We start from the raw sequence: 16011 nt of genomic DNA on the forward strand, positions 1-16011 counted from the left end.
GCACATAAGAAATCTTGTATGAGTATTTAGTTTGTATTAATCTTCACCAATCATACGTACTTCTGGTTCAAGATGTACGCCATGTTGGTCATATACGCGACGTTGTACTTCGGCAATTAAATCGAGTACATCCTTCGCACTAGCACTGCCTGTATTAATAACAAAGCCCGCATGCTTATGGGATACTTGCGCATCTCCTACGGATAATCCCTTTAGGCCTGTTTGTTCAATCAAGGTTCCTGCAAAATACCCAGGTGGGCGTTTAAAGGTGGATCCGGCACTAGCAAATTCTAAAGGTTGTTTGGACTCCCGTTTTTCTGTAAGTTCATCCATGCGTGCCTTAATAGCAGCTTTGTCTCCAGGTTTAAGAGTCATAATCACTTCACCGATAACCTCATGATTATCATGGAATACACTATGACGATACCCAAAATCTAAATGCGATGCATCGTATTCTTTGATATTGCCTTGAAAATCTACAGCTCGCACCGCAGTGACTACATGGCTCATTTCCCCATCATAAGCGCCGGCATTCATAAATACGGCACCCCCTAATGTACCTGGAATACCGATGGCAAACTCTAGGCCAGTCAAGCCATTTTCCCATGCGAACTCAGAAGCGTCTTTCAACATATACCCAGAACCGATACACAATACGTTATCATTGCAGTCCATAATTTGTGTCATATGTCGAACAGATACAACAGCACCGCGAATGCCACCATCCTTCACGAGAATATTGGATCCGCAACCGATAATGGTAACAGGCACATCAAACTCGTGAATGGTGCGAAGCGCAAAGCTCAATTCAGCCATCGTTGTAGGCTCAACGAACAAATCAGCAGGACCGCCGATTTTAAAGGTCGTATGATGACGTAAATATTCCTCTTCTCGTACACGTGTACTTGGTAATGTTTCTAATAAAGCCGTCTGTAAGGCCTTAATGTTGTGGTTGTTGTTTTTCCCCATGATCTAACACTTTCATCCCCTCAGTGATTGGTTCGCTAATGATTTTGTAAATATCATTAGATACTTGGCTCCAACGCATTTGCGCTTGCAAATAATTAGCAGCTGCAGTATTTGCTTGAATTTGAGGCATCAATTCCTCTTGTTTCTTTTGCAAATCATCCGCTTCAGGCGCACCGGACAACTTAGCATATTCCCACTGCATTTGTTGAGCCATAAATGTGCGCACCAATGCAGTTGCTTCTGCGTCAGCTTTAACAGCCTCTTGCGCTTGCATTAACTCTTTATACTCTTCAGATTCACGCATTGCATGTGCTAAATCATGGGCTTTATCGTAATTCATATTCATTCCCCCTATTGCATACACTATTTTTTGTGAAAGCTAACTTTCACCAACATCATACATATTTTACTTATGGCTAATCCAATTGCCTACTTCTTTCAAATCTGGATAATCCAATTGACGCATAGCCTCATAGGCGATAATTGCCACCGAATTTGAAAGGTTTAAAGACCGCGCCTCTTCCACCATAGGAATACGAATGCACGTTTCTTCATTGCCTTCTAATAAACTTTCAGGTAAGCCTCTAGTTTCAGGACCAAACACAAGCATATCACCAATTTCAAATTTCACATCAGAATGCACATGTTTAGCCTTCGTAGTCGCATAAAAATAACGACGATCAGGATATTTCGCATATAGTTCTTCTATATTTTCATGTACCTGTACATCTACCAAATGCCAATAATCAAGGCCTGCCCGTTTAACATGCTTATCGTCAATGGAAAACCCCAACGGCTTGATAAGATGCAAGGTCATATGGTTTGCCGCACAAAGGCGTGCAATATTGCCGGTATTACCAGGAATCTCCGGTTCATATAATACAATTTCCATACTATTCCCTCTATTCTTATATCTATATTATTCTACCTAATCTAAAGTGCGTATTCAAGTAGAGAGTTCTATTTTTCCTAGGTAAAACAAAATAGTACTACCCAACTAGTATCATTTACTGACCTACTAGCATTATTTACTGCTGTTGCGAATAAAATGTCCGCTCTTGCCACCATCTTTTTCAACGAGATATGTAGGTCCCATAATCATGCCTTTATCGATGGCCTTACACATATCGTATACCGTAAGAAGGCCCACTTGAACGGCCGTAAGGGCCTCCATTTCAACACCGGTTTGTCCCGTTGTTTTCACCGTAGCCATAATCTTAACTGCTTTATTGTGTGTATCCGTTGTGAAAGCCGGGCTTTCACCATCAATAAGATGACAATGAACCTCTACCTTCGTAAGCATCAATGGATGACATAAAGGGATAAGATTACTTGTCTGCTTAGCCCCCATAATGGCAGCCAATTGAGCAACGGACAAAACATCCCCCTTCTTCATCGTTCCGCTTTGAATACGCTCATAAATAGCATCATTGATGGCGATAAATCCTTCTGCTACCGCAATACGATGCGTATGGTCCTTTTCGGACACATCCACCATCCACGCGTTTCCTTGTTCATCAAAATGTGTTAATTCCATAATATTTCCTTAATTTATGTATAAATGTACATCAATAGTTTTACTTTTTCCATTTCTATTATACAATATAATTAAATTAGTATATATGAGGAAGGAAGTGTTCCTATGAAAACAAAATTAACTTATTTCGGCCATGCGTGCTTTATGCTAACAAACGGTGACGTATCCATGATTTTCGACCCATTCTTAACGGGCAATACATGGGATATCGCAAAAAAAGAAGATATTAAATGCCAATACATCTTCGTCAGCCACGGTCACGACGATCACTACGGCGACACTGATTTCATCGCAAAGGCTAACGATGCACTCGTAATCTCTACAGCTGAAGTTGCAGGCAAAGCTGCCGCTGCCGGTTGCCGTACACACGCTATGCACCTTGGTGGTAAATATGATTTTGAATTCGGTTCCGTTCGTATCGTTCCAGCATTCCACGGCTCTGGCGTACCAGGAGGTCATGCCGCTGGTTGCATCGTCAACTTCTTTGGCGACATCGTATACTTTGCAGGTGATACAGCCCTCTTTAGCGACATGAAACTATTGAACCGCTTTGGTGACATCGACTATGCACTTCTCCCTATCGGCGATAACTACACAATGGGCGTTGAAGATGCAGCCCTTGCAGCGAGCTATGTAAAAGCGCGCATCTCCATCCCAATCCATTACAAAACATGGCCTGTTATCGACCGCGAACCAGGCGTATTTGCTAGCCTTGTAGAAGGTAAATACAACCAAACTGCGGTTATTATTGATCCAGGTTCTTCTATTGAATTAAACAGCTAATTAAGCACACAAGACTGAGGAGGCACCTACTTCCGAAATCTTCCACCGGCTATTTCTTCGCCCCTTTGGGGCTCAGGCCAAAGTCAGATTTCGAAAGCAGGTGTCTCCTCGCTCTTCATCACTGCATAAAACAAATATATTCAATAGACTTTACAAAGGGGCTGTAACAAAACAGCCCCTTAAATCAAAAAAGTTATTAGTTGATTATATGAAATCAACTAATAACTTTTTTGTATTTCCAAGCAAAAAGGGTCCCGAGGGACCCTTTTCGTTGGTATAATTAAATTATGAACAAAAACCATACCAATGAATCTAATTATACCAAACTAGTAATACCTCGCCAACTAGTTTTACCATTGGATTATGGCATTTTGATAAAAGAAACAGCGCCTGTGCGGTTACTCGATGCTGTATTGGAGGAATTAGACTATAAAGAGTTACAGCATTTGTATTCTTCTAAAGGGAGAAAATCTAAAGTTCCACCGCATATTCTGTTCAAAATTTTTGTCTATGCTATGTCTAACGGCGTGTATTCTACACGTATGATACAACAACAATGCGAAGAAAATATTAATTATATGTGGCTTCTTCAAGGCTATTCAGCCCCAAGCCATATGACTTTTCAACGATTTTTTGCACGTTGTACACTAGATATCTTAATGAATCTGTTTTCACAGATGATGGAAGCTATTAACAGACGTGATACCTTAACATTTAATGAAGTCTTTATTGATGGAACTAAACTAGAGGCTAATGCCAACAAGTATACCTTTGTCTGGCGAAAAGCAGTACAAAAAAGACTAGATACATTACCCTCTAAATTAGCTATATTAAAGCAAGACATCTGGAATGAATTAGGGCTAGATCCCCATTGTATGAATGATGAATGTATATATACTTTCTTAGCCAAAGAAATTGAAGTACAACATATGGAACTCGTACAAGGAAAAGGCAAGCATAAAACACCATTGCAACGGTTGTATGAGCGAGCTGAAGTTCTATATGAGAAACGCAAAGAATACGAACAGCAGTTGTATATTATGGGTGAACGCAATAGTTATTCTAAAACAGATCATGATGCTACCTTTATGCGTATGAAGGAAGACCATATGCGTAATGGACAGCTTAAACCTGCCTACAATGTACAATTAGCTGTTCATTCTGAATATATTATGGGAGTTGGTGTATTCCCTAAGCCCAACGATACGAATACGTTAATTCCATTTGTACAGCAATTAGAACAAATCCATAGTCGCCGATTCACATATGTGGTAGCTGATGCTGGTTATGATAGCCATGAGAACTTAACTTGGTTAAAAAACAACCAGTACCTATCTTGTATAAAACCACAATATTATGAAAAGGCAAAAACTAGAGCTTGGGCTAAAGATATTAGTAAAGCTCGTAATATGGAATATATACCAGAAGAAGATGCATTTATATGTGCAAAAGGCCGTAAATTAAAATATGCTTTGACTCGTAATGCTAAAAACAAAACCGGATTTATATCTGAGCGAAAGGTATATGTCTGCGAATCTTGTAACCGCTGTGGATACAAGAAGGAATGCCAACGGTATATGAAACCAACAACAGTAAATCCAGTAAAACGAATTGAAATTACACCTGCATATGATGCTGTATTGGCAGAAAACCAAGACAGACTGCTTAGTAATACAGGCATTCAATTACGAATTAACCGTTCCATTCAAGTTGAAGGCGCATTTGGTGTGTTAAAACAAGATCTTGGGTTTAGACGATTTTTACACCGTGGCAGTGGAAAAGTGCATAAGATGTTATATCTACTGGCTATGGGATTCAATATTGAAAAATTACATAACAGAATACAAGCAGGACGCGTTAACACAACATTATTTACTGCAAAAGAAACTGCTTAAACTAAGAAATTTTTAAATAGGCCCAAAGGTCTATTTAGGTGCGCCTAAAAACAAAAAATACCAAGAAAACATAGGATTTTACAAATCTAATTTTCTTGGTATTTCTTATATTTTAAAGGGACTGCAACTAGAATGCGGTAAAACCGCATTCTGTTACAGCCCCTTGTTTTGGAAATAACGTAACAATCTTAATTGATTAAGTATCATCTGCGCTCAAAAGAAAGGTAGGGACCTCTAAAATCTAACTCGCCCCCCTCTGTATATGCGTCTAAAAAATAGAACAGGCCTGTTCTATTTCTAGAACCCTAGTGTAATCGGTAACTTAACAATCTTAATTAAGTATCATCTACGCTCAAAAGAAAGGTAGGAACCTCTAAAATCTAACCCGTCCCGCCCTCTGTATATGCGTCTAAAAATTAGAACAGGCCTGTTCTATTTCTAGAACCCTTGTGTAATCGGTAACTTAACAATCTTAATTGATTAAGTATCATCTGCGCTCAAAAGAAAGTTAGGAACGTCTAAAATCTAACCCGTCCCATCCTCTGTATATGCGTCTAAAAAATAGAACAGGCCTGTTCTATTTCTAGAATCCTAGTGTAATCAACTACTTAACAATCTTAGTGACTAAATTAATAAAACGTTCAAAGGGGCGCGATGGCTTTCAAAATCCGACTTTGGCCTGTTCCCTTTTTCCCCAATGTAATCAGTAACTTAACAATCTTAATAAGCTTAGTAGTATCTACGTTCAGAAAGGGGACGAGGGTGATTAAAATCTGACTTTGGCCTGAGCCCTTTAGGGCGAAGAAAAAGCCGGTGGAAGATTTTAGTCACCCTCGTCCCCCTCTGCCGTAAAAAAAAACAAAGATTGTTAAGTAATGATTACTCCTGATTTGCCATGGAAAACCCCGACCTACTGCTCATTCTCACGAATTCGTCGATGTCTTGTGTTTCGTCAACGGCTACGTAGCCCAGTTCACGGACTATGCCGTGTGGATTATGCAAGGATAGTTTAGGTTCAGAGCCCGTAAGGACCCAAAGTACTTTGTATCCTTTTGGCGCTTCGCGAAGGCGATCTTCGCCTTTGCCATCCGTAAAATATACGAGCAAGTCTACGTGATGTTGATTAGCTAAGGAAAATACGGGTGAAAAAGCAGTAGACCCGCGCACATCAAGGCGTGGTTTTACGTCTTTTACAGTTTCCATTGTATAAGTACGGCGTACTTCGTTATCACATTCTACAATGGTAATGCGATGATTATAGGCATGAACAATTTGTAATACTTGTTCTAATGCATTGGTAAATTCTGCATCTGTAATACTACCGCTCATATCGAGGGCTACCCACACATTCGCCTTATGTTGGCGTAATGTACCAGATAATTCCAAACGCTCAGGCTGACGCCGATTGCGACGCATCGTCGTTTTTTTATGTCCGCTAGCCACCTTTCCCATCAATTTTTTAAGATAAAAATACCAAGGTAAGGACCGACGCGTCTTTTGGAATGTGTCGATAAGACTTTTTACATAGCCTTCCATATCTCCTTTTGATGCTTCGTTGATATAGCGTTCCGTAATTTTATCCATTGTTTCTGTATCGATAGAATCGGACTCATCCCATATATCGTGGCTCGAATCGGCATTAAATTCCATCGCCACGATTTGACTAGCATTATCAACGGATACAAAGAGGTCTGGTTTTTCTTGCATCGCCTTGTCAATGGCCTTTGCGTAATACTCCAATGTACGGAATCGCTTTAGTAACAGTCCATATCTCGCATTTACATTGGCAACGGTTATGGCATCGCGGTCAACATGCTCTAAATAATCATTGACCACCATATCCATAGCCATGTGAACGGCTTTTTTATCAAACCGTTGACTAAGTTCTTTCACCCGCATCAAATGAGCGGATATAACATGTAATATTTCTCGCTTAATACCATCTTTCATAACATCCGGCGGCTGTCGTAACATAATGAAAGGATTGACATAGAGCACATAGCCTCCATGTTTGAGGTTAACACCAAAAGCACTGGTCATGTCTAAGCGTACACGATGCGTCATTTGTAGATAAAAATAGCCAAAGAACTGATCCTCGTCGAGCAATAGACTATTTACATCATGTAAGATATGCCATAACCGTTGTTCATAGCCATCAGCTAGTACGTGTTGTGTTAACACATCGAGGTCTGTACCTTCCCCATCATACAGTTCCGTTAAGCCCTTGCCTATCGTGCCAATATGGCTATCCGACATATTGTGATTTACCATATCTACAGCAATCTCTTCTGCGTGTTGCTTATGCACGGGATGTTCATCTACATACGCTTGATAACGCGCGTATAATTGCTCATACAACGCATCCGCATCACGAGCAATCTGATTTCGCTTTCTATGCCAGCGATCGAGTTCCTTGATAGCCTCTTCATCGTAGCGTCCAGTCTTCTCCCATCCGTCTATATGAGTGAGCAGGTCAGACGCATCCCGAATATCGTCTTTATCTAAATTTCGATTCATAATTTCTACCTGTCATATGTACTTTCACAATTAACGATTGGCTTCAAAAAACATTTCAATAAAGAGATCATCTTCAATAGCATAGCGATACACATGAGCATATGTGTTGCGTAAATCTTTCATAACAGCAATGCGTAAATCGCCTGGATATAATGTAATGAACTCGATAAAGTGATGAACTTCCTCTGCATTACTATTGCGATTCAAACGATACAACATATTTTTTGCGGATACATAGAGGCGAGTAGGGCTTTCACCATTGACACGTTCTTGCAAAGACATAATAGCACCCGGTTTATGCACAGCCTCTAACACATCATCAAAGGAGATCAATGGCTCTTGCTCAGTTTCAACAAAATTGACGAATGCCTCTGCAATGAGTTTACCCACATTACCGCGAATTACATTTTGGAATACATCGCGGCTGTAACCACCTTCCTTATAGATCCCATAAATATGAGATATCCGTTCAAAGGAACGCGGTGTCGCATCGATATCATCTTCGTGACGTTGATTTAAATAATCTGGATACGAGGAAATAAATTCCACTACCTTATCTTCAATGCCTGCAGAAATAGCCCAGTCAATCCATTGCATATAATCCGCTTCCATATAAAGCCATACAAAACGATTTTGTTGAGCTGGGTCCATATCAATTGTTTGGTAGTCAAAGGAATCCTCTGGGTTCATAGCCGCAATAATACGCACATCATTACTCAAGGCAAAGCCATTGATTTCTCGGTTCAAAATCAAGTTCATCAATTCTTGTTGCACCGCATGTTCTGCACGGTTGATTTCATCAATAAACAGCAACACATGTCGACCTGCATTAACGGCCCGTGATACATGTTCCAATGTATGATGCACGGCATACACGGTAGTCTTTATTTCTTTAACCGTACCATTACTATCTTTATGGGATACAGTTTCCACCGTTGGGAGGCCCCCAATTTCACCTTCTTTTAAAAGATTGCCATCAATGGTAACGAGTTCCCAATCATGAACCTCTGCTACGCGCGCTGCTAGCGATGTTTTACCAATCCCCGTTTCACCGACGAGCAATGGCACTTGATTAGCGGCTAGTACCAATTCCACACTAGCCATTGTATCTGTAAAATTCATTATGACTCCTTATTCTTAATACAGTAAATATTGATCGATAGCGATTTTCTTCGCCTGTACTGATCCATATACATCAACTAATAACAATATATCGATAGGCCATGTTGATTGGCGTCCGCCAATGGCAGGATTGCTGACGAATTCCCGTACGTATCGCTCTTCTACAGCAGGATTTGCAATCATTTCAGTTATAATTTGTCGAACCATATCGACAGTCAAACCCAGTTGTTTCGGTACATACCCAAGTATCAATGTAGAAACCTTCAATAGCTCTACCACTGTATCTAAATCTAGGTTCGTAATTTGACGCATAGCTTGCGGATCTTGTAACACGGCGGCTTTCAAAATCTCCAATGTAGGATTCTGGATATAACGCAATGCCAGATAATTAGATTTTACAGCCTCCATTTGAACCCGCTCTGATGGATTTGCAATATATTGCAATGCATCATATTGTGTTTCTACAGCCCTTAACTGTAATTCCTCTGATGGATTTGTAATGTATCGAATGGCCCAGCCCGATTGGTCTAACGCAATGCGAACGACTTCATCCGACGGATTTTGAATATACTCAAGAACTGCCCAATCTTGTTTTACCAATGAAATCAGTAAATCATCACTTGGATTCACCACATATTGAATAGCCCGAGGCGACTGAACTAACGCAGTTTCAATCACTCGCTGAGTAGGATTCTTAATGTACTGTAATAGCATCCCATTCTGTTCCACACATACTAGCTGCATACCCTCTGTAGGATTAGGGATATTGCGAATGCCATGGGGATTGTTTTTGAGAGCCGTTATATATTGTTCTTCTGTCATACTACCCTTCATTTCTATCTAAAAAGGCCATACGAATACGCATGACCTATACTGAATTCTATTCTATTATATCATGTTTTTTCGATGTAGTTATATTTCTTTCGTATACTAACTACTTAGTTAACTCATCTAAATCAGAATTATTCCCAATTACAAGCAATTTATCGTCTTCTGAAAGTATAGCCGTCGGGTCCGGTGGCACATCGAGACCTGTACTTCTTCTAACCCCTACGGCATTAAGATTATATTGCTCACGCAATTTAGAATCTTTTAAACAACGCCCTACCATGAAAGAAGGCATACTAATTTCAATAAGGCTAATATTTTTAGATAATTGTAGATAGTCCATCACATGTTCTCGCGTTAACGATTGAACGAGTCGCAATGCCATATCATACTCAGGATAAATGACCTGATCTACACCGATTTTTTGAAGCATTTTACCTTGTAGGCTATTTTCTGCCTTAGCCACAACCTTAGAAATATGCATCTCCTTGAGAAGCATGGAGGTCATCAAATTTGCTTGAATGTTGCCGCCAATGGCTACAATGACCATATCAAATTGACTTAACGCCAATGCTTTAATCGCTTCTTCATCAGTAGTATCTGCTACGATGGCATGTGTAAGATAGGGTGATATTTTTTGTACAATATCTGGATTGATATCTACACCTAGCACCTCATGGTTCATAGATGCTAACATCTTGGCAATAGTCATACCAAATCTACCAAGGCCTATAACGGCTATTGTTTTTTGTTTCATTATGTACCTCTTTTAGATGTATTGTCATCTATCGTTATAACATTACATTCTCTTCTGCATACGAAATTGGCTTGTTCGGCTTTGTACGTAGCGCCCAGGTTCCAATAACGGTCATGACACCTACACGGCCTGTAAACATAACCAAGATAAGAACCCATTTGCTGCTTTCAGATAAATCAGGCGTAATTCCCGTCGTAAGGCCAACCGTACCAAATGCGGACGTAACCTCAAACAGCAATCGGATGAAATCAAAGGGCTCATCCCATGCCAAATAGCACGTAGCTAACAATACCAATAATATGGAAAGAAAAATAATCCCATTTGCCTTAAGAACAGTAACCATAGATATACGTCGACCGAACACCTCTACGTCTGAACGGTTGTTGAACAATGTGCACGATGCTAAGATAGCAACCATAACGGTACTGATTTTAACACCACCGCCCGTAGAGTTCGGACCAGCGCCGATAAACATGAGGATAATACTAACAAACAATGTAATCGGATGCAGTTGACCATAATCGACAGTAGCTATCCCCGCTGTACGAGGTGTTACCGATTGAAAGATGGCAGCCATCACCTTATCCCACACTGGTAATGGACCAAAGGTTTTTGGATTGGCCCATTCTACTCCGAGGAATACAATAGCTCCTAGTACAATCAAGAGAGTCGTACCGATAAGCATAAGTTTGGTATGCAGTTTTAAATCTGCAAAGCGTCCCACCTTGCGATGGGACCATATATCAAAAGCTGCTAAATAACCAAAGCCACCGATAATAATTAAGGCCATCGTATTAATATTAAATAATACATCGCCTACCATTTTATAGGGCAAATCATTGTCAAAAAATACGAATCCTGCATTACAAAAGGTAGAAATGGCCTGCATAAAACCTATATAGAATGAATCATCTCCTATATATGGATGCAGTTGAATAGCATACAAAATTCCGCCTATACATTCAACGGCCAATGTATAAATGGTCAATTTTTTCGTCACATGGAGAAGACCATTCATACCATCTTGACCTACGTCTTCTGAAAGTAATAGTCGATTCTTAAGGCCTACTCGTTTTCCCAATAATAAGGCAACAATGGTTGTAAAGGATACAATGCCAAGCCCACCCAATTGAATAAGGATGACCATGACGATTTTGCCAAACAACGACCAGTGATAATAGGTATCCATAGTAGCTAGACCCGTTACGGATACACAAGATACAGCGGTGAAAGCTGCATCAACTAGTGCCGTGCTTTGTCCCTGTGCACTGGCTATAGGTAACATGAGAAGTATAGTTCCAACCGCCATGACCGCTAAAAAGCTAAGTGCCAGTAATCGGTATGGATTCTGTTGCATATATCGTTGCACATGATGCGGTCTATGTTCTTGCCACATATGACTACTCCAATCCGGCTAGGCTAAGCGCTGTTTTTAATGATGGCAATGCGCTACGTCCACCGATGCCCTGTGTATTGAGCGCAGACACAGCAGATGCAAAAATGGCAGCAGCTTCTAACTGTTTATGTTCTAACGCTCGTAATATATCTATAGGCCGTATGGATTCTTCATACCCTGCATGTACTGGGCGAATCGACGCAGCCAGTTTCGATAAAAATGCACCGTGGAAACTGTCCCCTGCCCCAGTCGTATCTACTACATGCTCTTGTGAAAATGGTTGACAACGATATGCCGTTCCATCAGGCCATACAAAATAACTGCCATTGGCCCCATCAGTAACACCGGCTATTAACGCCCCTCGGTCATGAATGATGCGACAAGCCTCTTCTAAATTAGTGGTCCCTGTATATTTTTCTGCATAGTCGCGCGCCACAATAACGACATGAGATGATTCGGTAATTGGTTTCATATCATCATCGTAACGTTGCGCACCGCCATCTAGAGAGATGATAGTACCACTTTGCCTAGCTATATCAATAACGGTACGCATCAAATGGCGATGGCGCCCATTGATATGCACGATGGATGCATTTTCTATTAATCCCTGATAATCACTTAAGAATTCTGGCTCAGGCGCTGTAGAACGTTCAAAAAATACAGCTCGTTCCCCGGTTTTCTCTTTCACAAGAATCGTTGCTGTACCACTCTTAGCATCCGCATCAACTTGGACGCCCTCTGTATTGACATTATATTTTTGAAAGTCCTCTAGAATATAGCGTCCAACCATATCATCACCAATACGATCAATCATAACCGTGCTAGATCCATATTTACCAGCCGTAGCTAGAGCAGTCGCCACAGGACCGCCGCCATCTGTAGTAGACGAGATAGCCTGTTGTACCTCTCGACCTGTTGGAAAATGATCAACTACGATGAATCGATCTAAGGTACTAGCCCCAATACCAACTATATCTATCACTTCGTTAGGAAATGTATTCATACTAACCTCCTAATACCTTGTATAACTATATGTACAGAATACATTCCAACACATAAAAAGTAAACCCTAGACCACAATATACTCTAGCTGAACCGAGTAGTCCAGTTTAAAGAATAGATTGTAATCTAGGGTTTTAATACTAAGATAAAACGTACCTGTCAATGTTTGTAGATATTTATATGAGAGGTTGTTAGTGATAATTAGGACATCATACGTTCCATCATGTATTCAATTTCATCAGCACTTAGATTGTACATGGCTTGTACCATGCGGTTAGCTGATTCACCAGAGGCACCACTCTTAGCAATTTCCGCTTTCGCTTTCGCAATAAGAGCCTCTTTACGTTGTACCTCTGTATCTTCATCTGTTGGTACCGAAATATTGGCTTTACCTTGGCCAATACCACGCACCTCTTGGTTAGGATTTTCTTTAGATGTAGTCTTCGTATCTTGGGCCGCTACAAATTCTAAGGCAAAGGAGTTTTTACCAGTTAACACATATTCCATAGCCTCCAATGTACTTTGCGTAATGTTAACAGTCCAGAATTCACCAGCTGATGTCAATTTGTATAATAATCCATTATACGAAACTAGGCCTCGTTCTTCCCATAGTTTATACAACCAATTTAACTCATCTAAACGAGAGTCCATAGCCACTAATGTATTGATATTCAAATAGCCTTGTTCCAATTGGCTTACTACTTGATTGACAAATGGTTGTAAATCACTTTGCTTCATAAGTGCCATAAATGGCTTTTCACCACGACTTACCATATCTTCGTATGGTTTAAGTGCACGATGAAGCATCATACCATAGCCATCTACATTACCACCAGCGCCACTGCCAAATGGGAACATCGGTACGCAAGCTTTCGCTAAAATATTATATAAACTACGTTCACGATTATTGGCACTCCAATGAGCAGCACTCAATCTACGATACGCACGAGTCTCTAAATAGGTACGACCAAATTCGAACATATCCCCTTGCATAGCTGTTGTTGCAGCAGGTGGCACCTTACCGCTTGCAATGTCGCGGTTTAGATCACTACCATCAAATACGTTCAATTGATATAAGTCCGCTCCATCTACACCAGAACTTACTAAATCGGCTAAGTCTTGTTCCCAAACCTCCATAGTTTGACCTGGTAAGCCATAAATCAAGTCAATCACAACGGAACATTGACCATAGGCTTTTAAAGCCGCTAATCGTTCTAGTACCGTTTCTTTTGTATCTAAACGACCTACCATTTGGCGTACTTCAGTATTAAAGGATTGAATGCCGATGGACATACGGTTAACACCATTATTCATCCACACTTCAAGGTTTTCAGGAATCAAATCATGAATGCGCCCTTCTAGCGTAAGCTCATAGTCATTAGCTAATGGTAAGTATTCCTTAATCGCCTTTAATAAACGCTCAGAATTTGCTGGAGACAATGATGTCGGTGTGCCACCACCAATGAATACGGCGTGGATAAGCCCATCCTTTAAACGTGGGCTTTCACTAGCTAACTTAAGTTCCCCAATAAGGCCATCAATATATTTGTCTTCAATACTCTGACTTGTACCATTTTGGAAGAATCCACAATACGTACATTTTGTCTTGCAAAATGGAATATGTATATACGCACACTGCATTTGCCCCTTCTTAGGAGAACCACTCATTACAGTATCCCATACAGATTGAGCTTCCTTCGGTGAAATTAAAGTCCCATTAAGACCTGCATGAACAACGCGCTTATGAGGAAAGGCACCGCTCATGGGATTATCACAGGCCAAGCCTAGTTGTAGATTCCGTTGTTTTTCTGGAATCGATTCAAAAAAACTTGCTAAACTCATACGTTTCCCCTTTCACTCGTTAGCCTTGCAACTTTGCAAGCACAGATTTAGCAAATTCTTTGGCATTTGCAAAATCTTGTTCATCTGGATGCGTTTCTGCGGCCTTATGCAATGCATCACGTTCAGGGCTTTGGCCATGAGCAGATCCTGGCGGGAACATTTTGTACATCATCTCGATAACCTTAGGATCGATTTTACCTTGGCATACAAAACCATCTACGAGAGCTTCTTTATTAGGCAATAAGGCAGATGCCTTTTCAATACTTTCACGAGCATGATCAGAATCGGCATACATGCCCAGTGTAGCAAAGAATACTATATGTTTATTGGTAAGGGTTTCAATCAACTTAGCCGCTTCTTTATTAGCTGTGCCACGATCCACCCAGAAACCTACAAATACAGTATCGTAATCCCCTAGATTGGCCGGTGCCTCTTTTACCGGTACACAAGGTGTACCTTCAGGCATAACAGAGGCCATCGCCTCCGCTACGCTTTTTGTATTCCCAGTGAGGGAGGAATATAAAATAATAGTACCCATATTTATCTCCTTACATTATGTATGATTAATCATCGTCATCTGTACCTTCGGATAGGTCAAATCGTACCGGAACAGTTACCGGTTGAATGTCATCTGTTGGGTTTTCATATGGTAATGCACGATTTACCGCAGCCATAGCCTCTTCTCTCAACAATGGATCATCGCCAGATTCCACATATTGTTCAACGGCATTACCATTTGTATCAATACGTACAAATACGTAAATTGTTTCATGAACTTCTTTATGTTGACGAATGTATTGTTGAGGAATCACCTTCTGATTATTTACAGCATTATAAAAGCCTTGTTTATCAAAATCGACATGAGCTCGACCATGACCACCACCAGAGCCCTTGCCCGTACCAGAGCCTTCGCCTTCACCCTTTCCATCACCAACGCCCGTTCCTGTACCAGTACCATGGCCGCCACCTTCGCCGCCACCAGATCCTGGACCATTACCGGCACCACCGCTTTCACCAGATACATTTGATGTATTTTCACTACCCTTACTTGGGACATCTACCGCATCAGGAATATCCGTCGCTGTAGATGGTTCTACATTCGCTACTACAGCCTTTGTTCTTGCCGCCACTTCATCTGCAGACAATGGTTTTGGGAATAGAGATGACCTATCACCGCCGCCACCACCAGCGTGACCACTACCGCCATCGTCGAGCACACTTTGGGTGAGATCGACTTCATAGGTTTCCTGCTCTTGAATGGCCGGAACAACTACGAAAAAGATAACGGCAATAAAGAGAATGATAAGATGAACTACGGCGGATATTATGGCTGCTTTTTTCCATGATATGCCTAATCCCATAG

The 16011-nt window shown here is 40.8% G+C and carries 15 protein-coding genes; 2 read left to right on the forward strand and 13 right to left on the reverse strand.

From position 1 onward, the window contains the following. Positions 1 to 36: 36 nt before the first annotated feature. The 4 genes from murB to moaC all read right to left on the reverse strand — a co-directional run bounded on the left by murB (position 37) and on the right by moaC (position 2506). Positions 37 to 969, reverse strand: coding sequence for a UDP-N-acetylmuramate dehydrogenase (murB, locus tag VIHSUH07_RS07030; RefSeq protein WP_105084412.1), 933 nt, complete (start codon positions 967 to 969; stop codon positions 37 to 39). Further along, entirely contained in the window at positions 941 to 1309 is a 369-nt protein-coding gene (locus tag VIHSUH07_RS07035; protein ID WP_005378601.1) for a YlbF family regulator, read from the reverse strand. Before VIHSUH07_RS07035 ends, murB begins: the two co-directional genes overlap by 29 nt. Positions 1310 to 1375: 66 nt before the next feature. Further along, complete coding sequence (gene trmL / locus VIHSUH07_RS07040) at positions 1376 to 1861, reverse strand: tRNA (uridine(34)/cytosine(34)/5-carboxymethylaminomethyluridine(34)-2'-O)-methyltransferase TrmL (RefSeq protein ID WP_005381877.1); 486 nt, start codon at positions 1859 to 1861, stop codon at positions 1376 to 1378. Positions 1862 to 1993: 132 nt separating this feature from the next. After that, the gene (gene moaC, locus VIHSUH07_RS07045) at positions 1994 to 2506 is read right to left on the reverse strand and encodes a cyclic pyranopterin monophosphate synthase MoaC (RefSeq protein ID WP_105084413.1); all 513 of its coding nucleotides are present in this window, start codon (positions 2504 to 2506) and stop codon (positions 1994 to 1996) included. Positions 2507 to 2611: 105 nt separating this feature from the next. Between moaC and VIHSUH07_RS07050 the strand changes: the two genes are divergently transcribed. Beyond that, on the forward strand, positions 2612 to 3289 hold the full coding sequence (locus VIHSUH07_RS07050) for a metal-dependent hydrolase (RefSeq protein ID WP_105084414.1): 678 nt from the start codon (positions 2612 to 2614) through the stop codon (positions 3287 to 3289). 287 nt (positions 3290 to 3576) lie between these two features. Further along, positions 3577 to 5184 carry an IS1182 family transposase gene (locus VIHSUH07_RS07055; protein WP_105084415.1) on the forward strand — a complete coding sequence of 536 codons (1608 nt, stop codon included), beginning with the start codon at positions 3577 to 3579 and terminating at the stop codon, positions 5182 to 5184. An 879-nt stretch (positions 5185 to 6063) separates the two neighbouring features. Here the strand turns inward: VIHSUH07_RS07055 and VIHSUH07_RS07060 are convergent. The 9 genes from VIHSUH07_RS07060 to VIHSUH07_RS07100 all read right to left on the reverse strand — a co-directional run bounded on the left by VIHSUH07_RS07060 (position 6064) and on the right by VIHSUH07_RS07100 (position 16009). Next, positions 6064 to 7701 carry a vWA domain-containing protein gene (locus VIHSUH07_RS07060; RefSeq protein ID WP_105084416.1) on the reverse strand — a complete coding sequence of 546 codons (1638 nt, stop codon included), beginning with the start codon at positions 7699 to 7701 and terminating at the stop codon, positions 6064 to 6066. A 30-nt stretch (positions 7702 to 7731) separates the two neighbouring features. Further along, positions 7732 to 8823, reverse strand: coding sequence for an AAA family ATPase (locus VIHSUH07_RS07065; RefSeq protein WP_105084417.1), 1092 nt, complete (start codon positions 8821 to 8823; stop codon positions 7732 to 7734). 15 nt (positions 8824 to 8838) lie between these two features. After that, the gene (locus tag VIHSUH07_RS07070; RefSeq protein WP_105084418.1) at positions 8839 to 9645 is read right to left on the reverse strand and encodes a hypothetical protein; all 807 of its coding nucleotides are present in this window, start codon (positions 9643 to 9645) and stop codon (positions 8839 to 8841) included. Positions 9646 to 9757: 112 nt separating this feature from the next. Continuing rightward, entirely contained in the window at positions 9758 to 10408 is a 651-nt protein-coding gene (locus VIHSUH07_RS07075) for a potassium channel family protein (RefSeq protein ID WP_105084419.1), read from the reverse strand. A gap of 34 nt (positions 10409 to 10442) precedes the next feature. After that, positions 10443 to 11804 carry a TrkH family potassium uptake protein gene (locus VIHSUH07_RS07080; RefSeq protein ID WP_105084420.1) on the reverse strand — a complete coding sequence of 454 codons (1362 nt, stop codon included), beginning with the start codon at positions 11802 to 11804 and terminating at the stop codon, positions 10443 to 10445. Positions 11805 to 11808: 4 nt separating this feature from the next. Further along, complete coding sequence (locus VIHSUH07_RS07085; protein WP_105084421.1) at positions 11809 to 12807, reverse strand: carbohydrate kinase family protein; 999 nt, start codon at positions 12805 to 12807, stop codon at positions 11809 to 11811. 200 nt (positions 12808 to 13007) lie between these two features. Continuing rightward, positions 13008 to 14648, reverse strand: coding sequence for a heme anaerobic degradation radical SAM methyltransferase ChuW/HutW (gene hutW / locus VIHSUH07_RS07090; protein ID WP_105084422.1), 1641 nt, complete (start codon positions 14646 to 14648; stop codon positions 13008 to 13010). Positions 14649 to 14667: 19 nt separating this feature from the next. Continuing rightward, entirely contained in the window at positions 14668 to 15186 is a 519-nt protein-coding gene (locus VIHSUH07_RS07095) for a flavodoxin family protein (protein ID WP_105084423.1), read from the reverse strand. 25 nt (positions 15187 to 15211) lie between these two features. Next, positions 15212 to 16009, reverse strand: coding sequence for an energy transducer TonB (locus tag VIHSUH07_RS07100; protein WP_105084424.1), 798 nt, complete (start codon positions 16007 to 16009; stop codon positions 15212 to 15214). Positions 16010 to 16011 lie beyond the last annotated feature (2 nt).

It is taken from the genome of Veillonella sp. T34266-5, from assembly GCF_002959815.1.
Classification (GTDB): domain Bacteria; phylum Bacillota; class Negativicutes; order Veillonellales; family Veillonellaceae; genus Veillonella; species Veillonella atypica.

Coding starts and splice junctions, on each gene's coding strand:
- VIHSUH07_RS07050 (WP_105084414.1), top strand. CDS start 2,612: ATGAAAACAAAATTAACTTATTTCGGCCATGCGTGCTTTATGCTAACA.
- VIHSUH07_RS07080 (WP_105084420.1), bottom strand. CDS start 11,804: ATGTGGCAAGAACATAGACCGCATCATGTGCAACGATATATGCAACAG.
- VIHSUH07_RS07060 (WP_105084416.1), bottom strand. CDS start 7,701: ATGAATCGAAATTTAGATAAAGACGATATTCGGGATGCGTCTGACCTG.
- murB (WP_105084412.1), bottom strand. CDS start 969: ATGGGGAAAAACAACAACCACAACATTAAGGCCTTACAGACGGCTTTA.
- VIHSUH07_RS07065 (WP_105084417.1), bottom strand. CDS start 8,823: ATGAATTTTACAGATACAATGGCTAGTGTGGAATTGGTACTAGCCGCT.
- VIHSUH07_RS07070 (WP_105084418.1), bottom strand. CDS start 9,645: ATGACAGAAGAACAATATATAACGGCTCTCAAAAACAATCCCCATGGC.
- moaC (WP_105084413.1), bottom strand. CDS start 2,506: ATGGAATTAACACATTTTGATGAACAAGGAAACGCGTGGATGGTGGAT.
- VIHSUH07_RS07100 (WP_105084424.1), bottom strand. CDS start 16,009: ATGGGATTAGGCATATCATGGAAAAAAGCAGCCATAATATCCGCCGTA.
- VIHSUH07_RS07035 (WP_005378601.1), bottom strand. CDS start 1,309: ATGAATTACGATAAAGCCCATGATTTAGCACATGCAATGCGTGAATCT.
- VIHSUH07_RS07095 (WP_105084423.1), bottom strand. CDS start 15,186: ATGGGTACTATTATTTTATATTCCTCCCTCACTGGGAATACAAAAAGC.
- trmL (WP_005381877.1), bottom strand. CDS start 1,861: ATGGAAATTGTATTATATGAACCGGAGATTCCTGGTAATACCGGCAAT.
- VIHSUH07_RS07085 (WP_105084421.1), bottom strand. CDS start 12,807: ATGAATACATTTCCTAACGAAGTGATAGATATAGTTGGTATTGGGGCT.
- VIHSUH07_RS07075 (WP_105084419.1), bottom strand. CDS start 10,408: ATGAAACAAAAAACAATAGCCGTTATAGGCCTTGGTAGATTTGGTATG.
- hutW (WP_105084422.1), bottom strand. CDS start 14,648: ATGAGTTTAGCAAGTTTTTTTGAATCGATTCCAGAAAAACAACGGAAT.
- VIHSUH07_RS07055 (WP_105084415.1), top strand. CDS start 3,577: ATGAACAAAAACCATACCAATGAATCTAATTATACCAAACTAGTAATA.